The sequence below is a fragment of the Sphaerisporangium fuscum genome (genome assembly GCF_018531465.1).
Classification (GTDB): Bacteria; Actinomycetota; Actinomycetes; order Streptosporangiales; family Streptosporangiaceae; genus Sphaerisporangium; species Sphaerisporangium fuscum.
This window is the reverse complement of record NZ_JAHDTF010000023.1, coordinates 77,899-93,222: the sequence shown is the minus strand read 5'-3', so window position 1 is coordinate 93,222 and position 15,324 is coordinate 77,899. Positions and strand designations below refer to the sequence as shown.

Sequence of the window (15,324 nt, the reverse complement as noted above, 5' to 3'; positions counted from 1 at the left end):
CTGACGTCCACTACGGCGTCCGGAACCCGCGAAACGTCACACGCTTCCGGACCGCGAAGCCGAGCCGCTCGTAGAGTGCGATCGCCTGGACGTTGGCTTCGGCCACGTGCAGGAACGGCCGCTCGTTCCGGGAGGTGATACGTGCGGCCAGGGCACGCACCAGGCGGGAGGCACGACCGCGCCCGCGGACCTCAGGGGCGCGTACGGCGGACCCGGGCCCGGCCGCCCGTCCTGGACCGGCCTCCAGGCCGTACGCCCGGGTGGCGGGCCGGGCCTCTTTCACCGCCGAAGATGCGCTGACCTGTTGGTAGCCTGCGCGACGCGGACAAAGATGATCTCGTGTGGTCCCTGATCGGACAAGCGACGCCCGTGATCGAGGAGAGCGATGGATCTCGCTTCGCTGCAAGCCCGTGCTCTGGTCATCAAGCAGCTGTACGACGACTTGAACCTGAGCCGAAGAGGGCGGGTGTGGACCAACGAGGAGTTCATGCTCGGGTTCACCGGCGACGTCGGCGATCTCGCCAAGCTCGTCATGGCGGCGGAGGGAACCCGTGGAGACGTGGGCGGTAGCCGAGAGGCGCTCGTACACGAGCTTGCCGACTGCTTGTGGTCAGTGCTGATCCTGGCTCACGCCTACGATGTCGACCTGGCGGCGGATTTCCTCAGCACGATGGACGAGCTGGAGCAGCGAATCAAAGCGGAGCTCGAAACCGGACAGCGGCCCGGGTCGCAGGCGCGCCCTGAGTGAGCGTGGCGCGAGCGAGAACGGCCCCGGGTCGGCGTGGTGAGGGACATACCTGAAAGCGCGATCCGGCGATGATCTATATTCGGCCGCGCAGGTCGTGCCGTCGGAGCTGGTGCTGTGGTCTCGGCTGGGAGGACTGATGTCGGACTGCGTAGAGGTGCACGCCACGGCGGGCAGCCGGGAGGAGGCCGATCGAATCTGTTCGGCAGTCGTCGAGCGCCGGTTGGCGGCGTGCGCGCAAGTGATCGCCCCGATTGCCTCCTCGTACTCGTGGAGGGGCGAGGTGGAGCGATCGGACGAGTGGCTGCTGTTCATGAAGACGACCGCGGAGCGGTTCGGGGAACTCGCGGCGTGCGTGCGGGAGCTGCACTCCTACGACGTTCCCGAGATCGTGGCGGTCCCCTTGGTGGCCGGCACTGATGACTACCTGGAATGGATCAGGAGAGAGACGGCCCCGCCCCCTGGCGAGTAGCGGCGAACGTGGCCGGGGCCCTCGTGCCGACGAGCGATTGTCCCAATGCCGGCCTTCACCTGAGTCCGGGCGGTGGCGCTCAAGGCGGCAGCGTTCCCCGGCACGATGCCGCTGACGATCGAGATCGCGGAGCGAACCCCCGTCGGCCACACTGAATCCATGGAATACGTCGTCCGGGTGCCCGCACCGCCGCTAGACCGGTTCATCGACGACATCTACTGCCTGACCGGGGTGCCGCGCCACCGCCGGATGAACGTCCCGCCGATGCCGTCGGCACACCTTTTCATCAATCTGGGCGGACCCGTCCGCCTGTGGGATTCCGATTTTTCGGTGCCGCCGGCGGTGTTCACCGACGGGTGGTTCATGGGTGTGTGGACCAGGCGTTTCCTCTTCGAGTACCCGGGGCGGGTGCGGCTCGTCGGGGTGCACTTCAAGCCTTGGGGGATTTCGCCGTTCGTCGACATGCCGGCGACCGAGCTGCGGGACCGATGGGTGCCGGTCGACGCCGTCTGGCAACGGTCTTTGGACCGGATTCGCAACCAGGTCGGCGACATCGCGTCGCCCACCGAGACGCTGCGGGTGTTGGAGGAGGAACTGCGATGGCGACTCGCCGCGGCCCCATCGCGCGGTCTCGACCTGGTCCGGCACACAGGTTGGCGTTTGGAGATCTCCCATGGTCTGGTGCCGGTCGGTGCGCTGGCGGATGCCGCGGGGGTGAGTGGCAATCACCTGGCCACGCAGTTCAAGTCTCATGTCGGGGTCACCCCCAAGCGGGTGGCGCGGATCTACCGCTTCGCGCAGCTGATCGTGTCCGTGGACGCTCTGCGTCCGGTCGACTGGTCGGAACTCGCTCAAACGGCGGGCTACTTCGACCAGGCCCACTTCAGCAGGGAGTTCAAGGACTTCACCGGTCACACCCCGACGGAGTACCTGGCCCTGCGGCGCCGGTTCCCCGCCCAGCGGGGGTTCCCACCGGACAGCGGTCCGATGCCCGCCGAGTGATTTTTTACAAGCCCACTCGCCCACAGGAGAGGCAAGATCGGGGGCGAATGCGCAAGGAGACTCGGGAGAACCTGTGGGCACAGTGATCATGCACAACGTGATGTCGGTGGACGGCTTCATCGCCGACAAGAACGACGACGTCGGGCCACTCCACGATTGGTACTTCAACGGCGACATCCCTATCACCGCAGGCGGCGACCAGCAGTACGACCATTCCGGAGCCGGAAGCCGCATCAAGGTCTCACGGAGATCGGCGGAGTACGTCCAGTCGACATGGGAGTCGATCGGCGTGATCGTGATGGGCCGCCACCTGTTCGACCTGGTGAACGGCTGGGAGGGGCAGCCGCCCGCGGGCGAGCACGTGGTCGTGGTGTCCCACCGGCCCAAGCCTGAGGGCTGGCACCCCGAGGCGTCGTGCCATTTCGTCGATGGCGTGACAGCCGCGGTCGACAAGGCCCAGGAACTCGCCGGGGAGCGAATCGTCGCTGTGAACGCCGGCGACGTGGGCGGCCAGATCCTTGCGGCCGGCCTCGTGGACGAGGTGGCGATGGACGTGGTGCCGGTGGTGTTCGGGTCGGGCAAACGCTACTTCGGCAGCATCGATGGGCAGCATCTACTGGAGGATCCCCACGTGGTCATCCAGAGCGACCGGGTGCTGCACCTGCGGTACAAGGTACGCCGCTAGACCCCGATGGGGTGCTCTTGATCCTGTCGGTGGAGCGCGGCAGGATCGCGGTGTGCGGGACTACGCCTGGCCGGCCGACAGCTTCGACCACATCACCTCGATCGCCTGGTGCACAGGCGCCGGCGTGGACGACGTCCTGGCCGCCTATCGCGCGAGTCAGGAAACCGTCACGGCGTCCACATTTGAAGCCGCCTGCGTCGCCGCGAACGAACTGTTATTCGACCAGAAAAACTCCGCCGCTTTGGTCTTTTTCGGCGCGCTCGGCGACGGAATCGTCGTCATGGAACCGAACCGCTGCATGAGCGACACCGTGCTTGCCCGTCTCTCGCAGACGGGCAAGTGCCTCAGTGTCGCCTGGAGTGACTTCGTTCCCCCGGTGGTCACTTACTTGGAGAGGGGGCAAGTGGTCGTGACCTTCGACGGCATCGCCTGGGAGTACGACGCCACTCCCGACGTTGAAACAGTGGAACGGTGGATGGCCACCACTTCCGGCGGGGTGGAAGAGTGGCAGGCCAATTACGGCACGGCATCCCTGATGGCAGGGGAGGCGCTTGTCGGCGCAGCCTTCGACGAGCAGTGGCTGGCACGGGAACATGCCTGTGTCACGATCGGGGGCTGACTCCGAGACCGGCCGCAGCGCCGGCTCGCCTGGTTCTGGGAAAGTGGAGGATCACGGTATCGAGTTTCCCCAGTACCGCCTACATGTCGTCCCGGCGGTCATCGCGCTTGCGAGCCCGTCTTGGCAACGTGAGGTGTGGCTGAATCCTGGCCGGTCCGAAAATCTCGACTATGTGGTGCACGTCCTCTTCGACGATTTCTGCGACGCGCATACTCCGCAGTCCTGGCTGGGAAAGAGCCTTCGTACGGAAGAAGAGGTGACACTGATGGCCGACCTCGGCGCCGCCTACTCCAAGGTGCAGCAGGCAGTAGGGGCGGCGGCCGGAGACGAGGATTATCTGAACTCGTCCGGATGGCAGGAGGTACTGGCCGCGGCAGCACGACTGGCACAAGTACTGGTGACGAATGATCTTGCCGCTCTGAGCGGGCTGCACGATGCCGGGCATCGGTGGCCGCCCTCATCTCCAGCTGGTCTTCCAGACGATGCCGGCCGGGGAACGTCATGAGCTGAAGGACGTAAACCTGGTGACGTCGACGATCATCCCCGGGAGGCTGGTCGCACACGGATGAGGTCGAAATGGTCATCGCCCGTTCCGAGCGCGCGCCCCTGCGCGTCGGCGACGTGTTCCTGAAGGTGGACGCCGATCAGGCGCGCATCGACGCCGAGGTCGAGGCGATGGGCCTGGCGCCGGTCACGACCCCCGAAGGTCCGCGAGTGGCTCGTGACGAACGGCGTCCTGCCGGCCGACCTGGTCACCCGCAACCGCCAGGTCGCCGAGGCCGCGCTGCGGCCCTGGAGTCCGGCGTTCACGCACGGCGACCTGCAGATCGCTCACGTGTTCGTCGACGGCGACAAGATCACGGGCATCATCGACTGGTCCGAGGTGATGCCCTGTTCGACCTCGCCACCTTGACGCTCGGACACGAGAGGCATCTCGGCGACGTCGTCGCCGGCTATGGCACCGACGTCGACCTCGACGTGATCCGCGCGTGGTGGTCGCTGCGAAGCCTGCTGGTGGTGCGCTGGCTGGTCGAGCACGGCTTCGACCCGTTCACGCCGGGCTGTGAGGTCGATGTGCTGAGATCCCGGATGTGAGACTGCGCGGGCCCTCAGAAACAATCGAGGCCCGGGCCGGAATCTGCTTCCTGGCCTGGGCCTTAGGTGTGGAGCGGGTGAGGGGAGTCGAACCCGTGCTGTCAGCTGGGAATCGAATGGATCACGGCCGTAGAGCCGCTGACTTGGGCTTCGTGCGGGGCATAAGTGGCCATGGTCGACCCTCGTCACCCTGCTTGATGGCCCGGCAGATCAGCCCGTGACCTCCTCTTCTCTCTGTGGCGCGCACTCCGCGCCTACCTGATCATCCCGTCGTCCCCAAGGGGAGCGGGCCAGGGGGCAAGGTGGAGCGTCCCGTCGGACGAACGGCCTTGACCTCCTGGCCCTGGTCTGCTCGCATGCTGGGCGATGGGCGCCGCAGTGGGGCCGGCTGCGGCGCCAGGGGGCAGGGTTCGGCTGGTTTCCCGAGCAGCCTGGGCGCCCGAAGCTCTGCTTCAGGGATCAGTGCGAGGTCAGGGGGTGTCGTAGCCGATCCAGTTGATGTACCAGCCGAACTGCTGGGCCATGGCGGGAGTCAGTTCGCGGTCGTCGCGCCATTTGAGGTAGACGCTGAACTTGTTGGCGGTGATGTCGTAGACCGCACTGGTGCCGACCAGGTCGTACTGCATGCCGCCGGCGCCTCCGATGGAGGTGAGGTAGACAGGGTTGCCGGTGAACTCACCTGCGCTGGTGTCCACGTCAATGCAGATGCTGTCGGGAGCGTAAGCCCTCCAGCCCTGTCCGGGGCGAGTCTTCCCTGAAGCCATTCGGCCGTGCTTCGCGAACACGGTTCCCCAGTCATGGGTGCCCGCCCGGTACACGTTCAGCCCTTCCTTGGGGAAGCTGATCCATCCGTCGTCACTGTGTCGTCCCTGCACCCATTTGGTGTTGACGCCGTTGACGTCGGCCTTGTCGGCGTGCACGTTTCCCCACGCTCCGCTTCCTTGGCGGACGTCGATCCCATCCTTCGGGAAGGTGATCTTTCCGTCGTCGGCGCTCCGCCCTTGCACCCATCCGGTGTTCACGCCGTTCAAGAGGGCCTTGTCGGCCGTCACAGTACCCTGCCCGCCCGTGTTGTCGAAGATCTCAGCCCCTGTGTCGGTGAAGGTGACGCGCCCCTTGTGCGCCGTCCCCTGGACCCAGGGTGTGTCGATGCCGACGGTGGCGGTGAGCGATTCCAGCACGGGACGGCGCACCTGCACGGTGGTGGTGAGGAAATGCTGCTTCTGGGTGATGGGGTCGGTGGCGACGAGGATGTAGGTGGTGGCCCGCTGCGGCGTGGGCGGTGACCAGGCACCCCCCGAGACGGGGCTCCGCCCGCCCGGGAACACGATCTCATAGGTGAAGTCGGGAGACCCGTCCCAGCTCAGCGTGAGGTCTTCTCCGGTGTCCAGGATCGCCTTGTCCGGGCGGAAGTCGCGCGGTGCCGGAATCTCCTTCGCTGTCGCCTTCACCAGCGGCACCGCCGCGTACTTGGTCTCCCACCCGGTATCGGTTTTGAGGATTTCTCGCACTATCAGCACGGCCACCCCGGCGGTAGGGGCGACGGTGACGTTCTCCAGTGTCAGTAACATGTAGTCGCCGGGTTCGAAAGCGGCTATGCGACCGCTCTGGGGGGTGACCTCGAAAACGTTGGTGCCCTGCTGCTGAATGTTCACCGGCTGGATGTCGGGCTCGATTCGGAAGTCCGTCTGAGTGCCCAGGGTGTCGGTGTACTCGCCCTTCAGTTTGATGGTGCTGATTTCCCGGGTCAGGTGGCCTGCGCGGTCGCCGACAGGCACCCTCACCTCGATCTTCAACCAGGCCACCTCCTCTCCGGTGTTGGTGACCATGAGATACACCGTCCCTGTGGACGGGGTCCGCCCGTCCACTGAGGCCTCCAGTGACGTTGGATCGGTGAGGACGGTGTAGGTCAGCGCACTCATTCTCAAGACTCCTTCTCTTGCCGAACGGCGCAGGCCGATTGCCCCGCGCACTACGAGAGGACCGGGCCGAGCAGAACAGGCGGCAGCGCGGGTAAGGCGTCCGGAACCGCTGCTTATGGCGCACCACAGAAGAGCCTCCCTAGATCCAAACGTCAGAATGAGAGCGCAACAAGAGCACCCAAGGGGGGCATGAACAGCCGCTTCGGCGATACTCTTAGCGTCTTGACAGGTCTTCGCGTCACTCGTCACCGGCAACTATGTGAATGAAGTGCACCAGGCAGGGGTGGATGAACGGCGATGGTGCACGTCATCCTGGAAATGCCGACATTCTCCGGCGGAACGCACAATTGTGGCGTGGCCGGATTTGGATAAAACCGAAAGCCGACGGTGATCCAGACATGAGCGCCTTGATCGCCTTTCGGACGTGTAGCGTCGTTACGAGGGGTCACCCAAACCGCAATAGCAATGCGGCTCTCGGCCGTCCCGATCCGTTCCACCTGGACCGACACCGCCCGGCGGTCCTCCTGGAACTACCTCGTGCGGCGGGGAACTGCAACTAAAACTGCAACTGGAGCGGGCTCGTGACCCGCGCGGACGCGCACGCCTCGCTCTCCCGTGCATCCCGTATGCCGTTGGCCCATCGCGAAGCGGCAGCCGGTCTGCTGGGCTTGCCTGGTCGACGACAGCAGGGATGCGTGGCTCCTACCTCAGCCACTCATGGCCCGCGCTCTCCAGCTCGGCGCCATCCCGGAGCCGGAGCGCCCCTGCCGGAGGCGCTGAGAAATACTTCGGCCACCCGTGAAACTGTCAGGGCCACCGCATAGCCTCGCATCGACTTCCCGTGCCGACAGCCGTAGGAGAGGCCATGGACAGCAAGGTTGTCTTCGAGACGGTGGCGCCTGTGATCCCCGTCCGTAATCTGGCCGCCGCACTCGAGCGTTACCGTCACCTGGGGTTCACGGTGCGGCAATCCGAGGAGGACCCTGGATATGGGTTCGTCACTCGGGGGTCGGTTTCGCTCCATCTCACCGAATGGAACGAGCACGATCCTGCCCGCACTGCCGCCGTCGTGTACATCTATGTCTCAGACGCCGATGCCCTGTACGCCGAATGGGTCGCGGCAGACGTCACTGGCCGCCTCGGCGAGCCTCACGACACTCCGTACGGACTCCGAGAGTTCGGCTACGTCGACTCTGACGGAACACTGCATCGCGTCGGCTCGCCTATGCCGTGATCTGACCACGTAGGTTGACCACACCCTGCGGAGTTACGCCCGAATCCCGGATGCAGGCTGAGAACCAAAGGCGGGTCTGCGATTTCATCGAGGCCATTACCCTCGACGGTCAACGTCAGTACATCCTGGCGGTCATCGAGCGCTCCACAGGAATCCGCCGATCTCGGCCGCCGCACTCGGATTGTCGAGTGCGGCGCGTTCGTACACGTAAAGATGGGCGGGGGCCGGGTTGATGGAATCGTCGAGTTCGACGTCCAGCAGGTAAGGGGGCCGGAAGAAGACCTGCAGGTCCCGTTTGGTGCCGCGCTCTATGTTGTCGACCCAGCTTCTGAGCTCCTCCGTGGTGGTGAGCACCTCGATGTCACCCGCGGACGAGGCGCCTGCCTTGCGGTAGACCTCCATCAGCTCCCTCAACCTGCCCTGGGTCTGGTGCAGCGCGGCCTGCCGTTGCGCGATCAGTCCGCCGAGCCCGACGCTGGGCGGCAGGGCCACGTTCAGCCCGCTCTCGTCGCGGGTGGCCAGGCCCAGCTCGACCAGGCGGGCCACCGCGGCCGTCACGGTCGTCACTGGCATGCCCAGCCCGTCGGAGACCATCGCCCGGCGGCGCCGCAGGAGCTCGATGTAGACGGCCCCCTCCTGCTCGCTGATCCCCAGCCATTGCATCGTCGTTCATCACTTTTCGCCCAATGACCCATATATCCCGCAAGGCTCACTATGCATCGCGGTCGGCGGGACCAGTCTGCGGGGGGCGCGGGCGGGGTGGTTCGCCCGAATTTCACCGCGCCACCGACTCGACACTTGAGACGGCCGCCGCCTAAAATCGATTGAGGCGCTCACCCTCGTAAGCTTTCACGCTGCTCCGAGAATACGATCATCGGCGCAGATCTTTGCCGCTCCAGCATCGAAAGAGGAATGCGTGGTGCAATTCGCTCAGCGCCCATCGAGAGTCCGTCGCGCCACAGCAATTCTCCTCATGACAGTCGTCGCGCTGGCGTTCTCCCCGCCCGCGCGCGCGACCGCGGATCCCACAATTTCACTAAGAGGGGTGACGGACTGGGACGGGGACGGCCACCAGGACCTCATCGCCATTGACAGCAGCACCGGCTACTTATGGCTCTATCCGGGCGAGAGCAAGCGCGGCTACAGCAGCCAGCAACGGGTGAGAATCGGCAATGGCTGGAACGATTACTACGTGCGCGGGATGACGGATTGGGACGGGGACGGCCACCAGGACATCCTCGCCATCCAGCGCAGCACCGGCCTGCTTTGGCTCTACCCGGGCGAGAGCAAGCGCGGCTACAGCAGCCAGCAACCGGTGGTCATCGGCAACGGATGGGATGGGTACTACATCCGTGGACTGGCGGACTGGGACGGCGACGGCCACCAGGACATCCTCGCGCACCAAGGCGGCGGGCTGTGGCTCTACCCCGGCGAGAGCAAGCGCGGCTACAGCAGCCAGCCAAGGGTGGGGGTCAGTAAGGCGGCCGGTGCCATCTATTACTACCGGTGGGTGGCGGACTGGGACGGCGACGGCCACCAGGACATCATCGGCAACGGTCGCCTGAACGATCTGTTGATTCTCTATCCCGGTGAAAGTGTCCGAGGCTTCAGCTCTCAACCGCTGGTGCAGATCGGTAACGGCTGGCAACGGTATCTCGTCGCCAGCGTCGCGGACTGGGACGGCGACGGTCACCAGGACATCATCGCCATCAATTACGACACCTGGGACCTGTGGCTCTACCCCGGCGAGAGCAAGCGCGGCTACAGCAGTCAACCACCGGTGAAGATCGGCAACGGCTGGATCGGCTAGCTACTCCAGCGACAGTTCGCGATCTTCGCGGCTCAGGTGGCACGAGAACGGCCACCACGTGACCATCCGGAGTTTGTGAAGACATCTGAAGATCGCGTGGCTGTGGCCGACAGCGTAGACCCTGACCACTGGATCGTCACCCTCAATGAGCTGATGACGCGGATCGCGCACCGGTTCAGCCGCATCGAGCCACGTCGCGCGGCGAGCGCGTACGTCCGGGGCCTGCTGTCGGACGTCGAGCGCAAGAACTGCTGGAACCTGGCCGAGCACGCCGGGCTGAGCGGCCCGCAGACCATGCGACGCCTGCTGCGCAGCGCACGCTGGGACGCCGAGGCCGTACGCGGCTACGTGAGCGAACACCTCGGCGCGGGCGGTGTCCTGATCGTCGACGAGACCGGCTTCCTCAAGAAGGGCTGCCGAAAGGCCGGGGTGCAACTTCAGTACACCGGTACGGCCGGCCGGATCGAAACCAGCCAGGTCGGCGTGTTCTTGGCCTATGCCACCACGCGCGGCCGGGCATTGATCGATCGCCGCCTGTACCTGCCCGAACACTTCTGGCTGGCCGACCCGTCCCGCTGCCGTTCCGCAAAGTGCCCGATGAGATCGCCTTCGTCACCAAACCCGCCCTGGCCGCGCAGATGATCGCCGCCGCGTTGGCCGCCGGGATCGATGCGCCCTGGGTGACCGGCGATGAGGTCTACGGTCAGGACCCGCGCTTGCGCGCGCTGCCGGAAGCCCGGCAGGCCGGGTATGTGCTGGTGATCGCGGGCACGGCCCGGGTGCGGCGCGAGGGCGTCGACTGGCAGGCCGCCCAGATCGCCGCCCATGTTCCGGACGACCACTGGCACCGCTACAGCGCTGGGGGCGGCGCCAAGGGACCCCGCTGGTACGCCTGGGCCTGGACCCGCATCGACACCCACCGGCCCGGTCACCGATGGCCGCTAATCCGCCGCAACCCGGTTACCGGGGAACTGGCCTTCTACCGCTGCTACGCACCCACCCCGATGCCGCTGGCCGCCCTGGTGCGCATCGCCGGCATCCGCTGGACAGTTGAGGCGTCCTTCCAGGCCGCCATAGGCCAGGTCGGGCTGGACCACTACCAGGTCCGCGGCTGGGACGGCCGGCACCGCCACATCACCCTGGCGATGCTCGCCCTGGCCTTCCTCGCGGCCCTGGCCGCATCCCAGCCCGACGGCGTGACCATGCCGGAGATCCGACGCTTGCTGGCCGCCCTCGCCCTCACCCGACACCACCGAATCGAGGAGATCCTGCACTGGTCACACTGGCGACGCCGCCATCAAGCCACCGCCCGCCGATGCCACTACCAGCGCAGATCCCAACCATGATCTCAATGTGTCACTGGAGTACCAACCTCTTCTTTATCAGGACCGTCCAAGCCATGACCAAAAGATCGCGCTTGACGAGGTCCCTACTGGCCACCTGTAGAACTCCGTTACGAGCGGCGATGCAGAGCTGCCAGCAGAATGCCGAGCGCTGTCGCAACCACCATCAGCGCCAGAAAGAACAACAGGTCGACGCGAATATTCGTCTGAGGTTGGTAGGTGCTCATATACCACTCCTCAATCGCGGCCAGGAAACAAGCTGCGGCCGGCAACAGCAGATAGTAGGAGCGTAGCCGCGTTCGACGTAGGCCGAGGAACAATGCGACAAAGGTCAATCCGCCAAGAGTCAGGGGTAAGGGCTGATATAGCACGTCGCCGATCATGTAGTTCCTCCAGTCCGTTGGGTCAAGTTGTGCGAGATCAAGTATCGTCGCCCTGCTTCGAACGTTCGGACGGCGGCACCTACAGCAACCAAGGCACGCGGTGGGCCGGGCTGAGGGACGAAGCCCGGACTTTCGATCGCCCTCAACCCGACCGGCGATCAGCCACAGCGCGACCGCAACCTGTACGGGTGTGGCGGCCGACCCATTAGCCCGGCCACAGCGGCGGGAGAGCGGCGGGGATAAATCCGTCGACGTGGGCTCTGCTCGGCCGTAGCCTGCATGTGTCGTCGCGGGCAAAGGCGAATGGGAAAGTTCGTATCAGCTTGCTGACTCTCTTCACGGGGATGAGCCGGTTCGAGTCCGGTAGCCCGCGGCGGCTTCTGCATGTCTGGCCGTAAGCGCTTTTCGGCGAGCTGTGGCAGGCGGCGGCGCGTCTGTGGGCGGTGGGTGCGGTTCGGTGCGGCGGGTGCTGTGTGCGGCGGGCGGCCCGGAGTCCCGCCGCCGGCCGCGACCGGCGTCCACGCCGCATGCCCGGCCGGGCGGAGCGGGCGGCGGGCCGTGCGGCGGCGCGGAGCGCTGTCGCCTTGACCGTCGCGAAGGCATATCGGCTGCTGCGGGGCATCCTGAACACGGCGGTGGAGGATGACCTGATCAAGAAGAATCCGTGTCGGATCAAGAATGGCGTGGAGCGTCCCGAAGAGCGGCCGGTGCTGACCGTGCCCCGAGTCCTCGCCCTGGCCGGCGCCGTGCCTCCCCGGTTCCGCGCCCTGACGCTCCTCGCCACTTTCGGCAGTTTGCGATGGGGCGAGTTGGCTGCCCTGCGGCGAGGCAATCTCGATCTCGACGGGCGCACGGTGAGGGTCGACGCGTCGGTGTCCGAGATGAGGACGGGGGAGCTGATCACGGGGCCGCCGAAGTCGGATGCGGGTGTGCGTGTGGTCAACCTGCCGGACGTCATCATCGGTGACCTGATGTGGCACCTTCAGCGGTTCAGCGAGCCGGAGCCTGACGGCCTGGTCTTCGTGGGGGAGCACGGCGCAGCTCCGGCGCGGCAACTTCATGAAGGTGTGGGCCAGAGCGCTCGCGAAAGCCGAGATCCCGAAGATCCACTTTCACGACCTACGGCACACGGGAAACATGCTCGCCGCGTCGACCGGTGCCTCCCTCAAGGAACTTATGGCCCGTATGGGCCACTCCAGCACCAAGGCGGCGATGATCTACCTGCACACGGCTCAGGATCGTGATCGAGCCATCGCCGACGCACTAGGGGAGATCGTCAAGGAAGGGCTCAAGCCCGAGGACGGTGACGATCCGCCCCTCACTGAAACCAAGATCAACTGGTCTGGCACGGGTCTGGCATGCGAGTGAGATTCAGCTCAGAAACAATCAAGGCCCGGGTCGGGATCATTCCCCTGACCTGGGCCTTCGCGGTGGAGCGGGTGACGGGAATCGAACCCGCGCTGTCAGCTTGGGAAGCTGATGTTCTGCCATTGAACTACACCCGCGTCGGTCAGATGACTGACGACGCACCTACTCTAGCGGAACTCCGGGGCTGTCACCTCCACTCGGGAGGGTCGAGTTCGGATCGAGGGGAGGGGGCGGCGTTGGTAGGTTGCTGACGTGCTGCTATCCGATCGTGACATTCGTATCGAGATCGAGTCAGGGCGGGTCAAGATCGATCCGTTCGACGTGGAGATGATCCAGCCGTCCAGTGTCGACGTCCGGCTCGATCGTTATTTCCGGGTCTTCGAGAACCACCGCTACCCCCACATCGATCCCGCCGTGGAGCAGGCCGAGCTGACGCGGCTGGTGGAGCCGGACGGCGAGGAGCCGTTCATCCTGCATCCGGGGGAGTTCGTGCTGGCCTCGACGTACGAGGTGATCGGGCTGCCGGACGACATCGCGAGCAGGCTGGAGGGCAAGTCGAGTCTCGGCCGGCTGGGGCTGCTCACCCACTCGACGGCGGGGTTCATCGATCCGGGGTTCGAGGGGCATGTCACGCTGGAGCTCTCGAACGTCGCCACGCTTCCCATCAAGCTCTGGCCGGGGATGAAGATCGGGCAGCTGTGCATGTTCAAGCTCAGCTCGCCGGCGGAGCATCCGTACGGGAGCGTCAGGTACGGCTCGCGGTACCAGGGGCAGCGGGGGCCGACGCCGAGCCGGTCCTTCATGAATTTCCACCGAACACGTATTTGATCATTCCCTGAACGGCGTGCGCCGGGGTGGCGACATCTCGGTGATGCGCCCGTGTCAGATGGTGAACAGGGGGCAAAGGTAGAGGGAAGAGAAAGTTACACGGGGGAGTGCATGTCACGAACTTCGCATTTCAGCTGGTACCCCTTACTCTTCTCTGCGGACCGTCCCCGCACATCTGGAGAACGACGTGCGCCTGCGTCTCACGCCTCGTGAGGACAGCTACTACGACTTGTTCGCCGACTCGGCGAACAATCTCGTCACCGCATCCCGTCTGCTGGTCGAGATCATCAGCGACGGCTCGGACAGAGAGGCACTGGCCGAGAAGATGCGCGCCTGCGAACACGCGGGCGACGAGCGTACTCACGCGATCATGAACCGTCTGAACGAGAGCTTCATCACACCGTTCGACCGTGAGGACATCTATCGCCTCGCCTCGAATCTGGACGACGTGATGGACTACATGGAGGCCGCGGCCGACCTGGTGGGCCTCTACCAGATCGACCACCTCCCGAAGGAGGTCGTCCGGCAGGTCGAGGTGCTGGAGCGGGCAGCCGAGCTGACCGCCGAGGCCATGCCGCGCCTGCGGTCGATGAGCAACCTCAACGAGTACTGGATCGAGATCAATCGCCTGGAGAACCAGGCGGACCAGGTCTACCGACGCCTGCTCGCCAAGCTCTTCGGCGGCGAGTACGACGCCCTGACCGTCATGAAGATGAAAGAGGTCATCGACCAGCTGGAGATGGCCGCCGACGCCTTCGAGCACGTGGCCAACACGATCGAGTCGATCGCGGTCAAGGAAAGCTAAGTGGAGCTCGCACTTGTCATCGGCGTCATCGTCATCGCCCTGGTGTTCGACTACACCAACGGTTTCCACGACGCCGCGAACGCGATCGCGACCTCGGTCTCGACCCGCGCTCTGACCCCCCGTGCCGCGCTCTTCATGGCCGCCGCCATGAACTTCGTCGGCGCGCACATCAGCACCGAGGTGGCGAGGACGGTCGGTACGGGGATCATCGAACCCCCGGCCGGAACCCACGGCCTCGTCATCGTCGGCGCCGGACTGATCGGCGCCATCACCTGGAACCTCATCACCTGGTACTTCGGCCTTCCCTCCTCCAGCAGCCACGGCCTGATCGGCGGGCTGGTGGGCTCCGCCCTGGCGGCGTCCAGCATCGTCCACTGGAACGGCGTGGTGGAGAAGGTCGTCATCCCGATGGTCCTGTCCCCGATCGTCGGCTTCTTCCTGGGCGCGCTCATCATGATCGCGATCCTGTGGATCTTCCGTAGGGCGAACCCCCACCGGGCCGGCAAGGGTTTCCGGTACGCCCAGACCGTCTCGGCGGCCGCCATGGCGCTCGGGCACGGCCTGCAGGACGCCCAGAAGACGATGGGCGTCATCTTCCTGGCGCTGTACACCGGCGGCTTCCTGGGTGCGAAGGACCCCATCCCCCAGTGGGTCATCCTCTCCGCCGCCGCCGCGATCTCGCTGGGTACGTACTCCGGCGGCTGGCGCATCATGCGGACGCTGGGCCGCCGCATCATCCACCTCGACCCCGCGCAGGGATTCGCGGCCGAGTCGGCCGCCTCCGTCGTGCTGTACACGATGGCCATCGCCGCCAAGGCGCCGATCTCCACCACCCACACCATCACCAGCGCCATCATGGGCGTCGGCGCGACGAAGCGCCTGTCGGCGGTGCGCTGGGGTGTGGCGGGGAACATCGTCACGGCGTGGGTCCTGACGATCCCGGCCGCGGCCGCCGTCTCCGCGCTTTCCTACTACCTCCTCCACTTCATCGTGGAGTAATGACCCCCGATCCC

Annotated in this window: 18 protein-coding genes, 1 tRNA gene and 2 pseudogenes; 16 read left to right on the top strand and 5 right to left on the bottom strand. The window is 65.6% G+C overall.

The window, feature by feature from the left end; all coding sequences use genetic code 11:
* Positions 1-10 precede the first annotated feature (10 nt).
* Positions 11-283, bottom strand: a complete 273-nt coding sequence (locus tag KIK05_RS28140; protein ID WP_214413874.1) for a GNAT family N-acetyltransferase — start codon at positions 281-283, stop codon at positions 11-13.
* A 102-nt stretch (positions 284-385) separates the two neighbouring features.
* On the opposite strand from KIK05_RS28140, the gene KIK05_RS28135 reads away from it, so the two are divergent.
* The 8 genes from KIK05_RS28135 to KIK05_RS47250 all read left to right on the top strand — a co-directional run bounded on the left by KIK05_RS28135 (position 386) and on the right by KIK05_RS47250 (position 4,618).
* Positions 386-748 (top strand): nucleoside triphosphate pyrophosphohydrolase family protein, encoded by a 363-nt coding sequence (locus KIK05_RS28135; RefSeq protein ID WP_214413873.1) that lies wholly within the window; start codon positions 386-388, stop codon positions 746-748.
* A 136-nt stretch (positions 749-884) separates the two neighbouring features.
* Entirely contained in the window at positions 885-1,217 is a 333-nt protein-coding gene (gene cutA, locus KIK05_RS28130) for a divalent-cation tolerance protein CutA (protein ID WP_214413872.1), read from the top strand.
* Between the two features lie 72 nt (positions 1,218-1,289).
* Positions 1,290-2,219: a helix-turn-helix domain-containing protein gene (locus tag KIK05_RS49060; protein ID WP_214413871.1), complete on the top strand. Its 930-nt coding sequence runs from the start codon at positions 1,290-1,292 to the stop codon at positions 2,217-2,219.
* A gap of 73 nt (positions 2,220-2,292) precedes the next feature.
* On the top strand, positions 2,293-2,904 hold the full coding sequence (locus tag KIK05_RS28120) for a dihydrofolate reductase family protein (protein ID WP_214413870.1): 612 nt from the start codon (positions 2,293-2,295) through the stop codon (positions 2,902-2,904).
* A 52-nt stretch (positions 2,905-2,956) separates the two neighbouring features.
* Positions 2,957-3,523, top strand: coding sequence for a DUF6461 domain-containing protein (locus KIK05_RS28115; RefSeq protein WP_214413869.1), 567 nt, complete (start codon positions 2,957-2,959; stop codon positions 3,521-3,523).
* 43 nt (positions 3,524-3,566) lie between these two features.
* The gene (locus tag KIK05_RS28110) at positions 3,567-4,028 is read left to right on the top strand and encodes an SCO4402 family protein (RefSeq protein WP_214413868.1); all 462 of its coding nucleotides are present in this window, start codon (positions 3,567-3,569) and stop codon (positions 4,026-4,028) included.
* A 138-nt stretch (positions 4,029-4,166) separates the two neighbouring features.
* Complete coding sequence (locus KIK05_RS47255; RefSeq protein ID WP_372455617.1) at positions 4,167-4,436, top strand: phosphotransferase; 270 nt, start codon at positions 4,167-4,169, stop codon at positions 4,434-4,436.
* Positions 4,433-4,618, top strand: a complete 186-nt coding sequence (locus tag KIK05_RS47250) for a hypothetical protein (protein ID WP_250563575.1) — start codon at positions 4,433-4,435, stop codon at positions 4,616-4,618. Before KIK05_RS47255 ends, KIK05_RS47250 begins: the two co-directional genes overlap by 4 nt.
* Before the next feature lie 470 nt (positions 4,619-5,088).
* Here KIK05_RS47250 and KIK05_RS28100 read toward each other — a convergent pair whose 3' ends face one another.
* On the bottom strand, positions 5,089-6,540 hold the full coding sequence (locus KIK05_RS28100; RefSeq protein ID WP_214413867.1) for a hypothetical protein: 1,452 nt from the start codon (positions 6,538-6,540) through the stop codon (positions 5,089-5,091).
* Between the two features lie 865 nt (positions 6,541-7,405).
* On the opposite strand from KIK05_RS28100, the gene KIK05_RS28095 reads away from it, so the two are divergent.
* The gene (locus KIK05_RS28095) at positions 7,406-7,774 is read left to right on the top strand and encodes a bleomycin resistance protein (protein WP_214413866.1); all 369 of its coding nucleotides are present in this window, start codon (positions 7,406-7,408) and stop codon (positions 7,772-7,774) included.
* Positions 7,775-7,906: 132 nt separating this feature from the next.
* Here KIK05_RS28095 and KIK05_RS28090 read toward each other — a convergent pair whose 3' ends face one another.
* Entirely contained in the window at positions 7,907-8,437 is a 531-nt protein-coding gene (locus tag KIK05_RS28090; protein WP_214413865.1) for a hypothetical protein, read from the bottom strand.
* 310 nt (positions 8,438-8,747) lie between these two features.
* On the opposite strand from KIK05_RS28090, the gene KIK05_RS28085 reads away from it, so the two are divergent.
* Together KIK05_RS28085 and KIK05_RS28080 are read left to right on the top strand one after the other, a co-directional pair.
* Complete coding sequence (locus KIK05_RS28085; protein ID WP_214413864.1) at positions 8,748-9,584, top strand: FG-GAP repeat domain-containing protein; 837 nt, start codon at positions 8,748-8,750, stop codon at positions 9,582-9,584.
* 153 nt (positions 9,585-9,737) lie between these two features.
* Positions 9,738-10,930 (top strand): annotated as a pseudogene (locus KIK05_RS28080) (IS701 family transposase).
* 107 nt (positions 10,931-11,037) lie between these two features.
* Here the strand turns inward: KIK05_RS28080 and KIK05_RS28075 are convergent.
* Entirely contained in the window at positions 11,038-11,310 is a 273-nt protein-coding gene (locus KIK05_RS28075; RefSeq protein WP_214413863.1) for a hypothetical protein, read from the bottom strand.
* Between the two features lie 1,059 nt (positions 11,311-12,369).
* Here KIK05_RS28075 and KIK05_RS47245 point away from each other — a divergent pair.
* Positions 12,370-12,486: pseudogene (locus tag KIK05_RS47245) on the top strand (hypothetical protein); the annotation flags it as partial.
* A gap of 36 nt (positions 12,487-12,522) precedes the next feature.
* Complete coding sequence (locus KIK05_RS47240; protein WP_250563629.1) at positions 12,523-12,678, top strand: hypothetical protein; 156 nt, start codon at positions 12,523-12,525, stop codon at positions 12,676-12,678.
* A 63-nt stretch (positions 12,679-12,741) separates the two neighbouring features.
* Here KIK05_RS47240 and KIK05_RS28065 read toward each other — a convergent pair.
* Positions 12,742-12,815 (bottom strand) — tRNA-Gly (locus tag KIK05_RS28065).
* Positions 12,816-12,930: 115 nt separating this feature from the next.
* Here KIK05_RS28065 and dcd point away from each other — a divergent pair.
* The 3 genes from dcd (at position 12,931) to KIK05_RS28050 (ending at position 15,310) form a co-directional block, all read left to right on the top strand.
* Entirely contained in the window at positions 12,931-13,506 is a 576-nt protein-coding gene (gene dcd / locus KIK05_RS28060) for a dCTP deaminase (protein ID WP_214413862.1), read from the top strand.
* Between the two features lie 187 nt (positions 13,507-13,693).
* Positions 13,694-14,311 carry a DUF47 domain-containing protein gene (locus KIK05_RS28055; RefSeq protein WP_214413861.1) on the top strand — a complete coding sequence of 206 codons (618 nt, stop codon included), beginning with the start codon at positions 13,694-13,696 and terminating at the stop codon, positions 14,309-14,311.
* Positions 14,312-15,310 carry an inorganic phosphate transporter gene (locus KIK05_RS28050; RefSeq protein ID WP_214413860.1) on the top strand — a complete coding sequence of 333 codons (999 nt, stop codon included), beginning with the start codon at positions 14,312-14,314 and terminating at the stop codon, positions 15,308-15,310. It begins immediately after the preceding gene.
* Positions 15,311-15,324: the final 14 nt, after the last annotated feature.